Source organism: Rummeliibacillus sp. GQ308 (assembly GCF_059759115.1).
Window position 1 is genome coordinate 869,753 of the sequence record NZ_JCAXDQ010000001.1, and the last position, 15,297, is coordinate 885,049.

Sequence of the window (15,297 nt, forward strand, 5' to 3'; positions counted from 1 at the left end):
TAGTAGATGAAACGTATCAGTTTATTAGGCGCAACAGGCTCAATTGGATTACAAACATTAGACATTGTGAGGGAACATCCTGATCAATTTTCAATTGTAGCTTTTGCTGCTGGTAAAAATATTGAGCTTACAAAGGAAATAATAAAAGAGTTTAAGCCTAAGTTGGTATCTGTTCAACTAGAGGCGGATGCACAAAAACTTGCAAAAGAATTTCCAGACTCAGAATTCACGTATGGTGCTCAAGGGTTAATAGATGTAGCTACATATACTGACAGCGATATACTATTGAATGCTGTCTTAGGCAGTATTGGACTAGAAGCTACTTTGGCAGCGATCCAGCAAAGAAAAATGATTGCAATTGCGAATAAAGAGACACTTGTCACAGCAGGACATTTGGTCATGAGTGAAGCTAAGAAATACGGTGCACCGATTTTGCCTGTAGATAGTGAGCACTCAGCACTTTGGCAATCAATGCAGGGTGAAAATCCAAAATCTGTCTCAAGACTTATCTTAACGGCTTCTGGCGGTAGTTTTAGAGATCAAACACGTGATGAATTGGAGAATGTTACAGTTAAAGAAGCTCTAAATCATCCAAATTGGTCTATGGGAGCAAAAATTACAATTGATTCTGCTACATTGATGAATAAAGGTTTGGAAGTCATTGAAGCAGCGGTGTTGTATGATATGCCATACGATAAAATTGACGTATTAATCCATCGAGAAAGCATTATTCACTCGATGGTTGAATATCATGATACAAGTGTGATGGCACAGTTAGGTACACCGGACATGCGTACACCAATCCAATATGCTTTAAGTTATCCAGATAGGTTGCCGCGCTCTAATGCAGAAAGACTGGATTTAGCGAAAATCTCTCAACTGCACTTTGAAAATGTTGACTTAAAGCGTTTCCGCTGCCTTGATTTTGCTTATCAAGCAGGTCGGATGGGAGGCTCTATTTTAACAGTTATGAACGCTGCGAACGAAGCAGCAGTAGGTGCCTTCTTACAAGGAAAGATCAAGTTTCTTGAAATAGAAGACATCATCGACAGAATGATGAACCAACATGAGAATATTAGCAACCCAGATTTAGAAACTATTTTACAAGTAGATAAAGAAACGAGAAAAACGATTCAAACCATGCTAAAATAGCAATAGTAATTTTATAATGCATAAAAAGGTGGGATTACATGCAATCAATCATTGCATTTATTGTGGTATTCGGTTCCATCGTGTTTTTCCATGAACTTGGTCATTTCATCTTCGCAAAGCGTTCAGGCATATTAGTGCGTGAGTTTGCAATTGGTTTTGGTCCTAAAATAATAGGGATCAATAAAGGCGAGACATTATATACTGTTCGTCTATTGCCAATGGGTGGTTATGTCCGTATGGCGGGAGACGATGCAGATGTCATTGAATTGCAACCAGGTTATCGTATTGGAATGCTTCTAAACAATCAAAACGAAGTAACTAAAATCGTTTTAAATCAAAACAAACAATTGCCGGACATGCTCTTTTTAGAAGTAGAAAAGGCAGACCTTCAAAAAGAATTATGGGTAGAAGGTTATGACGAAGATGAAAAACTTGTCCGTTACCATATTGCCCGAAATGCAGTAATTGAAGAAAATGGCAGCGAGCTGATCATTGCTCCATACGACCGCCAGTTTAATTCAAAATCGGTCGGCAAACGTGCGATGACTATTTTTGCAGGTCCGTTGTTTAATTTTATTTTATCTGTTTTCATTTTTATCATTATTGCTTTTATTACAGGTGTACCGACGTATGAACCTGTAATAGCGGGTGTTGTAAAAGACAGCCCAGCAGCTGTAGCAGGGATGCAAAAGGGAGATGTTGTGACATCCATTGATGGCAAATCAATTGATTCATGGCAAGAACTTTCAGATGCCATCCAAAAAAATCCAAAGAAGGATCTAACGTTGGATGTAACACGTGGGGATTCTCATAAAACTCTTACAGTGACGCCAGAAAAGAAAGATATTGAAGGACAGTCAATCGGTCAAATTGGGGTACAATATCAAAGCCCTGTCGAAAAGAATCCAGTCAAAGCATTATTGTTCGGATTCACTGAGACCTACCACTGGATTATCAAAATATTTACGATACTAGGCGCCTTAATAACTGGCGGTTTTACGATTGATGCCTTGTCAGGCCCTGTCGGTATCTATAAGGCAACTGAAGAAGTGGCTAAATATGGTGTTGTCAATATTATGAATTGGGCTGCAGTATTAAGTATTAACTTAGGAATTATGAACTTGCTTCCGCTACCTGCTCTAGATGGAGGACGCTTACTATTCTTCGGATTTGAAGCATTACGTGGCAAACCTGTCGATCGTCAAAAAGAGGGCATGGTTCATTTCGTAGGGATCGTTTTATTAATGATTCTTATGATTGCTGTAACTTGGAATGATATTCAACGCTTTTTCTTTTAGCGTATTAAATAGAGCTTCGATATAATAGACAATTAAACAGAGCTCAAAGAGAGGTTAAATCATGAAACAAAGTAAAACATTTATACCAACTTTGCGCGAAATACCTGCTGATGCTGACGCCTTGTCGCATCAGCTCTTATTACGTGCGGGTTTTATCCGTCAACATGCGAGTGGAGTATATTCATATCTGCCACTAGGTTTTAAAGTGTTGCAAAAAATAGAAGAAATAGTTCGTGAAGAAATGAATGAAGCTGGCGCTGTTGAATTGTTATTGCCATCCTTGCAACAAGCTGAGTTATGGCAAGAATCCGGCCGCTGGGATGCTTATGGACCAGAGCTTATGCGTTTAACTGATCGTCACGAACGACCTTTCGCTTTAGGGCCAACACATGAAGAGGTAATTACTTCATTAGTACGTGATGAAATAAATTCTTATAAAAAGCTGCCTTTGACTTTATATCAAATTCAAACAAAATTCCGGGATGAAAAGCGCCCACGTTTTGGATTACTACGCGGTCGAGAATTTATCATGAAGGATGCATACTCCTTCCATTCAACTAATGAAAGCCTTGATGAAACCTACCAGGATATGGTGAAAGCTTATACAAACATTTTTACTCGTTTAGGATTGAATTTCCGTGCTGTAATAGCTGACTCCGGATCAATTGGTGGCACGGACACACATGAATTTATGGTGCTGTCTGAAATAGGAGAAGATACGATCGCATATTCAGATGAAACTGATTACGCGGCAAATATAGAAATGGCAGAAGTGAATGTTGAATACACGCATTCAGATGAAGAGATGGGTACACTGGAAAAAGTGGAAACGCCAGATCAAAGAACAATAGAAGAAGTAGCAAACTATTTAGAAGTTTCTCAGGAGCAATGTATTAAAACACTTGTTTTTAATGTTGATGATGAATTAATAGTGGTTCTTTCTCGTGGAGACCATGAGATTAATGAAATAAAATTAAAACATGCACTAAATGCAGAGTCAGTGGAACTTGCTGAGGAACAAGCTGTATTTGAATTATTAAATTGTCATGTGGGATCACTTGGACCTGTTAAACTGCCGGTCAACGTGAAAGTAATAGCCGACCATGGAATTAAATCAATTCGCAATGGTGTTTGTGGTGCAAACGAAGACGGCTTCCACTACAAAAATGTAAACCCAGGAAGAGATTTTGCTATTGACCATTTTGAGGATATCCGGTTTATCCAAGTAGGTGACCCTACACCTGATGGACAAGGAACAATCAAATTTGCTGAAGGTATTGAAGTAGGTCATGTCTTTAAATTAGGTACAAAATACAGTGATGCAATGAATGCAGGCTTCTTAGACGAGAATGGACGTAAGCAACCATTTATCATGGGGTGTTATGGAATCGGTGTTTCTAGATTACTAGCAGCAGTTGCAGAGCAATTCCAAGATAACTATGGCTTTATGTGGCCGAAACAAATTGCGCCATATGATATTCATCTCATCTCAGTTAATGAAAAAGATGAAGCGCAAAAAACATTAACAGATGATCTTTATAAATTGCTTCGTTCTTATCGTTATGATGTATTATATGACGACCGAAAAGAACGAGCTGGCGTTAAATTTGCGGATGCGGATTTAATTGGCTTGCCTGTGCGTGTCACAGTAGGCAAAAAAGCTTCTGAGGGTATCGTTGAAGTGAAATTCCGCCAATCTGGTGAAACGTTTGAATGGGCAAAAGAAGAATTGGTGGACCGTTTGAACAACTTCTTTCATGCCGAATAGTAGTATGTGACTTGCGTTTTAGGGAGAAAGTACAATTTGTACTTTCTTTTCTTTGTTTCAAAGAGTGTTAATAAAATTTAACAAAGAGGTGAAATGATGGCTAACGAACAGGATGCAAGACAAAGATTTCAATTGCTCTTGCAACAAATCAATATGACGGAAGATGTGGTTATGCCATTTTTTGAATCAGCTGAGCTAGAACGCTTAACTGTGCATAAAAAAGACAAAGTTTGGCGTTTTTCAATAAAGCTTCCGCATATATTGCCGTTTCAACTGCTACGCGATTTCCAAATGCGTTTAAAACAAGCTTTTTCATCTATCGCAGATATTCAGATAACAATTGAAGCAACAAACCAACAGTTAACACAAGATTTAATTTCTGATTATTGGTTGATGATTGTAGAAGAAATAGACGAAATGTCCCCTCCGCTTCGTGAAGGTCTTGCGAAGCAGCTCCCAGAATGGAATGGGCAGAAGATTATGCTCAATTGTCAGCATGAGTTTCAATTAATGACATTGAAGTCAAAATATGCAGATGTATTATCCATGACCTATAAAAAGTATGGGTTTCCTCATATGGCCGTTGATTTTCAGTTAGTCGAATCGACTGAGGACTTGGCAGAACAGCAACGCCAGTTCCTAGAACAACGGCAGCAAGAAGAGATAGCCTTTGCAAAGCAAGCTGTTATGGATATGCAAAAACGTGAGAAAGAGCGTCAGCAAAATCCTGAGGGAGTGGATTTATCCGATAGACCATTCCAACTAGGGGTTCCTATTAAGCACGATGAACCGATTATGGACGTTCATCAGATACAAGATGAAGAACGGCGTGTAGTAATCGAAGGATATGTATTTGATGCGGAGGTCAAAGAATTAAGAAGTGGACGATCACTTCTTACATTGAAAATGACTGATTACACAGATTCTATCTTAGTCAAGATGTTCTCTCGCGATAAAGAAGATGCAGCCTTGATGCAATGTGCAAAAAAAGGAATGTGGCTAAAAGTACGCGGCTCTGTGCAAAACGATACATTTGTCAGAGATTTAATTGTCATGGCCCAGGATATGGTAGAGATTAAACCCGTTTTGAAGAAGGATCACGCAAAAGAAGGCGAAAAACGTGTTGAGCTTCATCTACATACGCCAATGAGTCAGATGGATGCAGTATCTTCAGTAGATGCTCTTGTTGGTCAAGCTGCAAAGTGGGGGCATGAAGCGATTGCCATTACAGATCATGCAATCGTCCAATCTTTCCCTGATGCCTATAATGCTGGAAAAAAACATGGGATAAAGATTATCTATGGATTAGAGGCAAATTTAGTAGATGATGGCGTACCTATAGCATATGATGAACAACATCGTCTACTAGAAGACGACACTTATGTTGTTTTTGACGTAGAAACAACTGGGTTATCTGCAGCATATGACACTATCATTGAGCTGGCAGCCGTAAAAATCCGAAATGGTGAAGTAATAGACAAGTTTGAAAGCTTTGCGAACCCTCATCATCCACTGTCAACAACAACAATAGAGTTAACAGGTATTACGGATGATATGGTCAGAAACGCTCCAGAAGTGACTGATATGATTAAAGAGTTCCATGCTTTTATCGGTGACACCATCGTAGTAGCACATAATGCATCTTTTGATATAGGCTTTTTATATGAAGCTTATAAGAAAGCGGGTGTTGATGAGTTTCATCACCCTGTAATCGATACATTAGAGCTGGCGCGTTTCTTGCATCCTGAGCTTAAGAACCACCGTTTAAATACATTGTGTAAAAAATTCGGCATTGAATTAACACAGCACCACCGCGCTATTTATGATACAGAAGCAACGGGATACCTATTACTTCATTTATTAAAAGAAGCAGATGCAAAAGGCATCACATATCATGATGATTTTAATAAATATATCGGTGAAGGAGATTCTTACAAAAGGGCACGTCCAACACATTGTACACTCCTCGCTGTTGATAACGATGGATTGAAAAATTTATTTAAACTTGTCAGCGAATCGCATGTCAATACATTTTATCGTGTACCGCGAATCAAGCGGTCGTCACTTCAACGGTTGCGAAAAGGTTTACTAGTAGGCAGTGCCTGCGATAAGGGTGAGTTTTTTACAGCTGTTATGCAGAAGTCTATGGAAGAAGCGATGGAAGTAGCGAAGTTCTATGATTATTTAGAAGTCCATCCAAAAGGGGTATATTCCCCACTTATCGAAGCAGAGTTAATACGAGATGAATGGAATTTAGAAGATATTATACGAAAAATCGTTAAAATCGGTAAAAAGTTAGGCAAACCTGTTGTCGTAACAGGAAACGTTCATTATTTGAATGAAAATGATGCTATTTTCCGACAAGTGCTCGTTCGTTCTCAGGGTGGAGCTAACCCACTAAATCGCTATAAATTGCCAACAGTTCATTTTAGAACTACAGATGAAATGCTGGAAGACTTTGCTTTTTTGGGAGCAGATGTGGCGAAAGAGATTGTCGTAACCAACTCCCAAAAAATCGCCAATATGATTGGTGATGTTGTGCCAGTTAAAGATGAGCTATACACACCAAAAATTGAAGGCGCTGACCAGACAGTACGTGAAATGACGTATAAAATGGCACATCAAATATATGGTGAAACGCTGCCGGAAATAGTTGAAGCCAGACTAGAAAAAGAATTAGGTTCTATCATTGGCCATGGCTTTGCGGTTATCTATTTAATCTCACATAAGCTGGTAAAAAAATCATTGATTGATGGCTATTTAGTGGGCTCCCGTGGCTCCGTTGGGTCTTCGCTTGTAGCGGCAATGATGGAGATTACAGAAGTAAATGCATTGCCTCCACACTATATTTGCCCGAACTGCAAGCAATCAGAATTCTTTAACGATGGCTCTGTTGGCTCAGGATTTGACTTGCCGAACAAAGATTGCCCGTCATGTGGAACTCCCTATAAAAAGGATGGACACGACATACCTTTCGAAACATTCCTTGGGTTTAAAGGGGATAAGGTGCCTGATATTGACTTGAACTTTAGTGGACATTATCAACCACGGGCACATAACTATACTAAAATATTGTTTGGAGAAGATTATGCATACCGTGCCGGAACTATTGGTACAGTTGCCGAGAAAACGGCTTATGGCTATGTAAAAGGCTACGCATCAGACAACAATTTAAATTTTAGAGGTGCAGAAGTGGATCGGCTTGTCCAAGGATGCACAGGCGTCAAAAGAACAACCGGCCAACACCCAGGCGGCATTATAGTCGTACCTAACTATATGGATATCTTTGATTTTTCGCCATTCCAATATCCTGCTGATGCGCAAGATTCTGAATGGAAAACAACTCATTTTGATTTCCACTCTATTCATGATAATGTACTGAAACTGGATATTTTGGGACACGATGATCCGACTGTTATCCGTATGCTACTTGATTTAACAGGAATTGATCCAAAGTCTATTCCAACAGATGATCCTGAAGTAATGAAAATATTTACAGGTCCAGAATCGTTAGGCATTACGCCCGAGCAAATTAACTGTAAAACCGGTACATTGGGCATTCCAGAGTTTGGTACACGATTTGTACGGCAAATGTTAGAAGAAACGAAACCGTCTACGTTCTCTGAGCTTGTTCAAATTTCCGGGTTATCACATGGGACAGATGTATGGCTCGGGAATGCAAGTGAGCTGATAGAAAATGGCACTTGTGTGTTATCGGAAGTAATCGGCTGCCGAGATGACATCATGGTGTATTTGATTTACCAAGGACTAGAACCATCGTTAGCATTTAAAATTATGGAAAGTGTACGTAAAGGTAAAGGTCTAACAGAAGACATGGAAGCAGCAATGCGGAAAGAAAGTGTGCCGGAGTGGTACATTGATTCGTGTAAAAAGATAAAATATATGTTCCCTAAAGCGCATGCTGCCGCATATGTATTAATGGCTGTTAGAATTGCCTATTTTAAAGTGCATTTTCCGATTGTATACTATTGTGCATATTTCTCAGTCCGTGCAGACGATTTCGATTTAATCGCTATGGTCAATGGTTCGCAAATGATAAAATCACGCATTGAAGAAATCGAAAGCAAAGGTTTGGATGCTTCTCCAAAAGAGAAAAACTTGTTGACTGTTTTAGAACTAGCGCTTGAAATGTGCGAAAGAGGTATGGCATTCCAGAAAGTAGATCTATACAAATCAAAGGCAACGGAGTTTGTTATAGATGGCCAGACGTTAATTCCGCCATTTAATGCGATTCCAGGCTTAGGGAATAACGTGGCATATGCTATTGTCAAGGCAAGAGAAGATGGTGAATTTCTTTCAAAAGAAGATTTACAAATTCGAGGTCGTGTTTCCAAGACATTGATTGAGTATATGGATAAATTGGGCTGCTTAGAAGGAATGCCAGATGCCAACCAGCTGTCCCTCTTCTAGCCCTAGTTGCATTCAAGGTGCGATTGTGTTATAATTTAGACAATTATTTGTTGATAGAACGACAGCAAAAGAGTGGGATATCCCGCTCTTTTCTCTTGTTATGACAACAAACTTTAGTCAGGAGGATTGTATGAGCAAGGTTACAACAGAAGTGGAACAATTAGTAACACCAATAGTAGAAAGCCTGAACCTTGAATTAGTCGAGATTGAATTTGTGAAAGAAGGCAGAGAATGGTTTCTACGCGTTTATGTGGATACTCCTGAAGGAAGCATAGATATAGAACAATGCGCACAAGTAAGCGAATTGTTGAGTGAGAAACTGGATGAAGTGGACCCGATTGAACAAAATTACTTTTTGGAAGTTTCCTCACCAGGAGCGGAACGTCCATTAAAAAAAGAAGCGGATTTTGTAAAAGCAGTTAATCAGTTTGTGCATATAAAATCATATGAGCCGATTAATGGCATGAAGGAATTTGAAGGTTATCTAGAATCTTACACAGATGAAGGCGCTGAGCTTGCAGTAAAAATTAAAACTAGAAAAATAAAAGTTCTCATACCGAAAGATAAAATTGCCAAAGCCCGTTTAGCAATTGACTTTTCAGCAGAACGTTAACTTAGGAGTGAAATTGGACAATGAGTAAGGAATTAGTCGGTGCGTTCGCTGCACTTGAAGCAAAAGGTATCTCAAAAGATGTCATCGTTGAGGCGATTGAAGCGGCACTCATTAATGCGTATAAAAAGAACTTCAATCAAGCGGCAAATGTCCGTGTAGATTTAAACTTAGATAAAGGCTCAGTACGTTTGTTTACACGTAAAGACGTTGTAGAAGAAGATGATATAGAAGACGATCACCTACAAATTTCTATAGAAGAAGCGCAGAAAATTAACCCGGCTTATGAAATTGGGGATGTAGTGGAAGAAGAAGAAACACCGCGCAATTTTGGTCGTATTGCAGCTACAACTGCTAAACAAATTGTGACACAACGTTTCCGTGAAGCAGAACGCGGTATTGTCTATGAAGAGTATGTAGACCGTGCTGATGACATTATGAACGGTGTAGTCGAACGTTTAGATCCTCGTAATATCTATGTGGGAATTGGCAAAATTGAAGCGGTTCTTCCGCAAAGCGAGCAAATTCCTGGTGAAGTATACAAACCGCATGATCGGATAAAAGTATATATTACAAAAGTAGAACGCACATCCCGTGGACCACAAGTATTCGTTTCACGTACGCATCCTGGATTGCTACGTCGTCTATTTGAACTTGAAGTGCCGGAAATTTTTGAAGGCACAGTAGAAATTAAATCGATTGCCCGCGAAGCAGGCGACCGTTCTAAAATTTCGGTTGTGGCACATAACGAAGAAGTGGATCCTGTGGGTTCATGCGTTGGTGCAAAAGGAGCGCGCGTACAAACGATTGTCAATGAACTACACGGCGAAAAAATCGATATCGTTGAGTGGTCTGAGGATCCAGTGGTATTTGTAGCAAATGCACTAAGCCCTTCACAAGTACTAGATGTCCAAGTAAATGAAGAAGAAAAATCTACTACAGTTGTTGTGCCAGATTACCAGTTGTCTCTAGCAATCGGTAAACGTGGTCAAAACGCAAGATTAGCAGCTAAATTAACTGGCTGGAAAATCGATATTAAAAGCGAAACAGATGCGACTGAATTAGGCATTTATCCACGTTCAGAAGAGCAAATTGTCCAAACTGCTGATATCTATGAACAAGAGATAGATGAAGAGCCACTAGAAGAAATCGAAGTGGATCTATACAAAGAAGACTAACAAGGGATTTTGACGTCAGTGTCTTCAATTAACCCAAATGTCAAAAGAAAGGTGAATTCTGATGCCGACCAATCGTAAAATACCTTTAAGAAAATGTATTGCTACCGGAGAGATGTTTCCGAAAAAAGAAATGATTCGCGTGGTCCGTTCCAAAGAAGGAGAAGTAACTGTTGATCCGACTGGAAAAAAATCGGGGCGCGGCGCATATGTTTCGAAATCGGCTACAGCGATTCAAGCCGCAAAAGATAAAAATGTGTTTGAACGCCAACTTCAAGTGGAAATTCCAGCACATATATACGATGATCTATTAGCAATTGTTCAAAAGGAAACTCGAATATGAATCAAGAACAAGCAATTTTAAATTTGCTAGGTATAGCCGCAAGCGCACGCAAGGTGGTAACCGGCGAAGAACAGGTAGTAAAAGAAGTAAGAAATCAGCAAGCTAAGCTCGTTATTTTATCGACAGATGCTTCGAAAAATACTAGAAAGAAGCTAACCGATAAATGCCATTCTTTTCACGTTGAGCTACACGAATTTTCAACAAGGGATGTTCTCGGACACGCCCTTGGTAGGGAGGCGAGAGTTTCCGTAGCAATAATGGACAGCGGTTTTGCAAGAAAGCTGTCTCAGCTACTCAACGAAATCTAACCGGGGGTGAGTACATGACAAAATTACGCGTTCATGAATATGCGAAACAAGTAAGCCAGTCAAGTAAAGAAGTGATTGATCAGTTATCTAAGCTCCAAATTGATGTGAAGAATCATATGTCCATGTTAGAACCAGAAACGATTAGCAAATTAAATCATGTATATAAAAAAGGCACTCAACAACAGAGTGTACAGTCAAACCCAACAAAAGGGCAGCCAGGAACTCGTCCTGCAGCAAGAAAAGAGCAACCCTCTTCTAGTCCTGCTCAAACAAAACAAAATAATAACCAAGGAAGTACTATGAATAATAATTCAACTTCAAAAGACAACTCAAAACAAAGACCATCAACAAATAATAATCAAAACCGAAGCCAAACGAATAATCGTGGTGGCCAAACAAGCAACACGCAAGGTGGCAACCGTCCAAACAATAATTCAAGAGGTGGTAGCCAAACGAGCAACACGCAAGGTGGCAACCGTTCAAACAATAATTCAAGAGGCGGCAGCCAAACAAGCAACACGCAAGGTGGCAACCGTCCGAATAATAATACAAGAAGCGGTAGTCAAACAAGCAATACGCAAGGTGGCCAACGTTCTAACAATAATGCTAGAAGCGGTAGCCAAACAAGCAACACACAAGGTGGCAACCGCCCTAATAATAATGCAAGAGGCGGCAACCGTAGCAATAATGCACAAGGCGGCAACCGTAACAACAACCAACGACGCAAACCAGGCATTCATGGCGGACAGCGCCGTAAGAATCGTCCACAACCGGCACCACAGCCAGCTGTGAAAAAAGAATTGCCAGAAAAAATCACGTTTTATGAATCACTTAGCGTTGGTGAATTAGCTAAAAAATTAGGCCGTGAACCATCTGAAATCATTAAAAAATTGTTCATGCTTGGTGTTATGGCTACAATCAACCAAGAACTTGATCAAGACGCAATTGAATTAATTTGCGCAGACTACGGTGTTGAAGTAGAAGAAGAAGTACGCATTGATGCTACGGATTTAGATACTTACTTCGAAGAAGATGAAAATGAAAATACTGCAGATATTAAAGAACGTCCGCCAGTAGTTACAATTATGGGTCACGTTGACCATGGTAAAACAACTTTGCTTGACTCTATCCGTAACACTAAAGTTACAGAAGGCGAAGCGGGCGGTATTACACAACATATCGGTGCTTATCAAGTTGTTGTCCAAGGCAAAAAGATTACTTTCCTAGACACACCAGGACATGCCGCTTTCACAACTATGCGTGCGCGTGGTGCTAAGATTACCGATTTAACAATCCTTGTTGTGGCTGCAGATGACGGTGTTATGCCTCAAACAATTGAAGCAATCAACCACGCAAAAGCTGCTGAAGTTCCAATCATTGTAGCTGTCAACAAAATGGATAAACAAACAGCAAACCCTGATCGTGTGATGCAAGAATTAACAGAACATGGTTTGGTTCCAGAATCGTGGGGCGGGGATACTATCTTTGTACCGATTTCTGCATTGTCTGGCGAAGGTATCGACCAATTGCTTGAAATGATTTTGCTTGTTTCTGAAGTAGGCGAATTAAAAGCAAATCCTAAACGTCGTGCTATTGGCTCTGTCATTGAAGCACAATTAGATAAAGGCCGTGGCTCTGTAGCAACATTATTAGTTCAAAACGGTACACTAAATGTAGGAGATCCAATTGTTGTTGGTCATACGTATGGTCGTGTTCGTGCAATGGTCAACGATCTTGGTCGCCGCGTGAAAAGCGCAGGTCCATCTACGCCTGTAGAAATTACTGGCTTAAACGAAGTGCCACAAGCAGGGGATCGTTTCGTTGTATTTGAAGATGAAAAAACAGCTCGTCAAGTAGGGGAAGCTCGCGAATCGACTGCTATCCAAGAAATGCGTACTGAAAAACAACGCGTTACACTTGATAACTTGTTTGAACAAATGAAACAAGGCGATATGAAAGAATTAAACTTAATTGTCAAAGCAGATGTTCAAGGTACAGTTGAAGCAATGGCTGCTTCATTGATGAAAATTGATGTAGAAGGCGTTAATGTGAAGATTATTCATACAGGCGCGGGCGCTATTACTGAATCTGACATTTCACTTGCAGCTGCTTCAAATGCAATTGTAATTGGTTTCAATGTTCGTCCTGATGTCAATGCAAAACGTGCTGCAGAAGCTGAAGGCGTAGATATTCGTCTTCACCGCATTATTTATAAAGTAATTGAAGAGATTGAAGCTGCAATGAAAGGCATGCTAGATCCTGAATATGAAGAAAAAGTAATCGGTTCTGCAGAAATTCGCGAAACCTTTAAAGTTTCAAAAGTTGGTACAATTGCCGGCGGTTATGTAACAGAAGGTAAATTAACTCGTGACAGTGGTGTACGTGTGATTCGCGAGGGAATTGTTATCTTTGAAGGTGTGTTAGATTCTTTAAAACGTTTCAAAGATGATGCAAAAGAAGTTGCAAGAGGGTATGAATGTGGTTTTACAATCAAAGACTACAATGACCTTAAAGTAGGCGACCAAATCGAAGCCTTCGTAATGGAAGAGATTAAACGCTAATGATGGCATATGCAGAGTGTGAATTTTTTGTTCCTGCTGCACATTCGCTAAAAGAAAAACGTGCTGTTTTGCAGTCTATGACTATGCGTGTAAAACAGAAATACAATATCTCTATTGCAGAGATAGACCATCAAGATGTTTGGCAAAGAACGCTTCTAGCTCTTGTTTCTGTTGCTTCTTCACAACAAGCAGCGGAAAGAGAGCTAGAGCGGGCTATCGCTTTTCTAGAGTCAAATCCGGAATGGCAATGCCTTCACATTGATCGGGAGTTTATATAAGAAATTGAGGTGAACGTTTATGTCAATGCGCTCAACACGTGTCGCTGAACAAATGAAAAAAGAATTGGCAGATATCATTAGCCGTAAAATCAAAGATCCAAGAGTTGGATTTGTAACTGTAACGGATGTAGAGGTAACTGGTGATCTTCAACAAGCGACGGCATATATTACTTGCCTAGGAAATGAAAGAGAACGCCAGGATACGTTAAAAGGGCTTGAAAAGGCGAAGGGTTTTATTCGCTCTGAAATTAGCCACCGCATTCGTTTGCGAGTTACACCGGAACTTTCTTTCGCTTTTGATTCTTCAGTAGAATATGGCAATCGAATCGATTCATTGCTGCGCCAACTGAACGATTCACAAGACCAATAGACAAAAGCCTGCAATTAGAGCTTGCAGGCTTTTTCTCTTAAAAAATGTATTAAATTATTTGGTGTAATGTTGGCAAAGGAGTGAGTTACATGCATGGTATTTTACCATTATGGAAAGAAAAAGGCATGACTTCACACGATTGTGTATTCAAGGTGCGAAAAATTTTACATACAAAGAAAGTCGGGCATACCGGCACATTAGATCCCACTGTTGAAGGTGTGCTGCCAATATGCATAGGAAATGCTACAAGGCTTGCTGAGTATTTGACGAATGCCGGAAAAACCTACGAGGCTGTAATTGAAATTGGGGTTTCCACTACTACAGAAGATGCCGAAGGAGAGATAGTGGAAGAAGATTTGTCGGAAAAGCAAATTAGCCGCAATGAGTTACTTCAGGCTTTACAATCGCTTACCGGCACAATCAATCAAACCCCACCTATGTATTCTGCCGTAAAAGTAAATGGGAAAAAGCTTTATGAATATGCAAGACGGGGCGAAACTGTTGAACGTCCAACAAGGCAAGTGACCATTTATGAATTGGAGTTATTAGACCATTCTACAGAATATAAGGGTGAAAAAATTCGGTTCTCTGTCCGTATAAGCTGTAGCAAAGGGACTTATATTCGAACGCTTGCTGTGCAGATTGGTGAAGCGTTAGGGTATCCTGCTCATATGGCTTCATTAGTACGCATCAAGTCAGGTACCTTTACAAAGGACGATTGTGTTACATTATCCGAATTACAAGAAAAAGTTGATGCCGGCTTGCTTCAAGAGTGCATGAAGCCATTGGAATTTGCACTTTATGAATATCCACAGATAGAGCTTACTGAGTCTATTGAAAAGGCCATTAAAAATGGACAAGTTCTGCTAATGCATCCTGCGCTTAATGAAAATGATAAAATTGTTTATATGAAAGGCAATTCTGCAGTTGCTGTATATATAAAGCATCCAGAAAAAGAGGGATTCATGAAACCAGAAAAAATGTTTCCAAACGTGGATTAGGT

At 39.9% G+C, this 15,297-nt stretch carries 12 protein-coding genes; all 12 read left to right on the forward strand.

Features of this window, described 5'->3' with window-relative positions:
- Window positions 1-6 precede the first annotated feature (6 nt).
- Window positions 7-1,152 (forward strand): 1-deoxy-D-xylulose-5-phosphate reductoisomerase, encoded by a 1,146-nt coding sequence (gene dxr, locus AC6CHJ_RS04155; protein ID WP_249775692.1) that lies wholly within the window; start codon window positions 7-9, stop codon window positions 1,150-1,152.
- A gap of 38 nt (window positions 1,153-1,190) precedes the next feature.
- Window positions 1,191-2,450 (forward strand): RIP metalloprotease RseP, encoded by a 1,260-nt coding sequence (rseP, locus tag AC6CHJ_RS04160; protein ID WP_066785698.1) that lies wholly within the window; start codon window positions 1,191-1,193, stop codon window positions 2,448-2,450.
- 61 nt (window positions 2,451-2,511) lie between these two features.
- The gene (locus AC6CHJ_RS04165) at window positions 2,512-4,218 is read left to right on the forward strand and encodes a proline--tRNA ligase (protein ID WP_147194105.1); all 1,707 of its coding nucleotides are present in this window, start codon (window positions 2,512-2,514) and stop codon (window positions 4,216-4,218) included.
- A gap of 96 nt (window positions 4,219-4,314) precedes the next feature.
- Window positions 4,315-8,649, forward strand: coding sequence for a PolC-type DNA polymerase III (locus AC6CHJ_RS04170; protein WP_498287383.1), 4,335 nt, complete (start codon window positions 4,315-4,317; stop codon window positions 8,647-8,649).
- Window positions 8,650-8,779: 130 nt separating this feature from the next.
- Entirely contained in the window at window positions 8,780-9,262 is a 483-nt protein-coding gene (gene rimP / locus AC6CHJ_RS04175; RefSeq protein ID WP_066785707.1) for a ribosome maturation factor RimP, read from the forward strand.
- A 20-nt stretch (window positions 9,263-9,282) separates the two neighbouring features.
- Window positions 9,283-10,437 (forward strand): transcription termination factor NusA, encoded by a 1,155-nt coding sequence (gene nusA, locus AC6CHJ_RS04180; RefSeq protein ID WP_066785709.1) that lies wholly within the window; start codon window positions 9,283-9,285, stop codon window positions 10,435-10,437.
- 61 nt (window positions 10,438-10,498) lie between these two features.
- Window positions 10,499-10,777, forward strand: a complete 279-nt coding sequence (gene rnpM / locus AC6CHJ_RS04185; RefSeq protein WP_066785711.1) for an RNase P modulator RnpM — start codon at window positions 10,499-10,501, stop codon at window positions 10,775-10,777.
- Window positions 10,774-11,085 (forward strand): YlxQ family RNA-binding protein, encoded by a 312-nt coding sequence (locus AC6CHJ_RS04190; RefSeq protein ID WP_066785714.1) that lies wholly within the window; start codon window positions 10,774-10,776, stop codon window positions 11,083-11,085. Before rnpM ends, AC6CHJ_RS04190 begins: the two co-directional genes overlap by 4 nt.
- Before the next feature lie 14 nt (window positions 11,086-11,099).
- Window positions 11,100-13,646, forward strand: coding sequence for a translation initiation factor IF-2 (gene infB / locus AC6CHJ_RS04195; RefSeq protein WP_392994589.1), 2,547 nt, complete (start codon window positions 11,100-11,102; stop codon window positions 13,644-13,646).
- Window positions 13,646-13,924 carry a DUF503 domain-containing protein gene (locus AC6CHJ_RS04200; RefSeq protein WP_147194098.1) on the forward strand — a complete coding sequence of 93 codons (279 nt, stop codon included), beginning with the start codon at window positions 13,646-13,648 and terminating at the stop codon, window positions 13,922-13,924. Before infB ends, AC6CHJ_RS04200 begins: the two co-directional genes overlap by 1 nt.
- Before the next feature lie 19 nt (window positions 13,925-13,943).
- The gene (rbfA, locus tag AC6CHJ_RS04205; protein ID WP_066785730.1) at window positions 13,944-14,294 is read left to right on the forward strand and encodes a 30S ribosome-binding factor RbfA; all 351 of its coding nucleotides are present in this window, start codon (window positions 13,944-13,946) and stop codon (window positions 14,292-14,294) included.
- A gap of 89 nt (window positions 14,295-14,383) precedes the next feature.
- On the forward strand, window positions 14,384-15,295 hold the full coding sequence (gene truB / locus AC6CHJ_RS04210) for a tRNA pseudouridine(55) synthase TruB (RefSeq protein WP_249775697.1): 912 nt from the start codon (window positions 14,384-14,386) through the stop codon (window positions 15,293-15,295).
- Window positions 15,296-15,297 lie beyond the last annotated feature (2 nt).

Bases quoted from the DNA above. Each gene is read 5' to 3' on its own strand.
- dxr (WP_249775692.1), top strand. From the start codon at position 7: ATGAAACGTATCAGTTTATTAGGCGCAACAGGCTCAATTGGATTACAA.
- rseP (WP_066785698.1), top strand. From the start codon at position 1,191: ATGCAATCAATCATTGCATTTATTGTGGTATTCGGTTCCATCGTGTTT.
- AC6CHJ_RS04165 (WP_147194105.1), top strand. From the start codon at position 2,512: ATGAAACAAAGTAAAACATTTATACCAACTTTGCGCGAAATACCTGCT.
- AC6CHJ_RS04170 (WP_498287383.1), top strand. From the start codon at position 4,315: ATGGCTAACGAACAGGATGCAAGACAAAGATTTCAATTGCTCTTGCAA.
- rimP (WP_066785707.1), top strand. From the start codon at position 8,780: ATGAGCAAGGTTACAACAGAAGTGGAACAATTAGTAACACCAATAGTA.
- nusA (WP_066785709.1), top strand. From the start codon at position 9,283: ATGAGTAAGGAATTAGTCGGTGCGTTCGCTGCACTTGAAGCAAAAGGT.
- rnpM (WP_066785711.1), top strand. From the start codon at position 10,499: ATGCCGACCAATCGTAAAATACCTTTAAGAAAATGTATTGCTACCGGA.
- AC6CHJ_RS04190 (WP_066785714.1), top strand. From the start codon at position 10,774: ATGAATCAAGAACAAGCAATTTTAAATTTGCTAGGTATAGCCGCAAGC.
- infB (WP_392994589.1), top strand. From the start codon at position 11,100: ATGACAAAATTACGCGTTCATGAATATGCGAAACAAGTAAGCCAGTCA.
- AC6CHJ_RS04200 (WP_147194098.1), top strand. From the start codon at position 13,646: ATGATGGCATATGCAGAGTGTGAATTTTTTGTTCCTGCTGCACATTCG.
- rbfA (WP_066785730.1), top strand. From the start codon at position 13,944: ATGTCAATGCGCTCAACACGTGTCGCTGAACAAATGAAAAAAGAATTG.
- truB (WP_249775697.1), top strand. From the start codon at position 14,384: ATGCATGGTATTTTACCATTATGGAAAGAAAAAGGCATGACTTCACAC.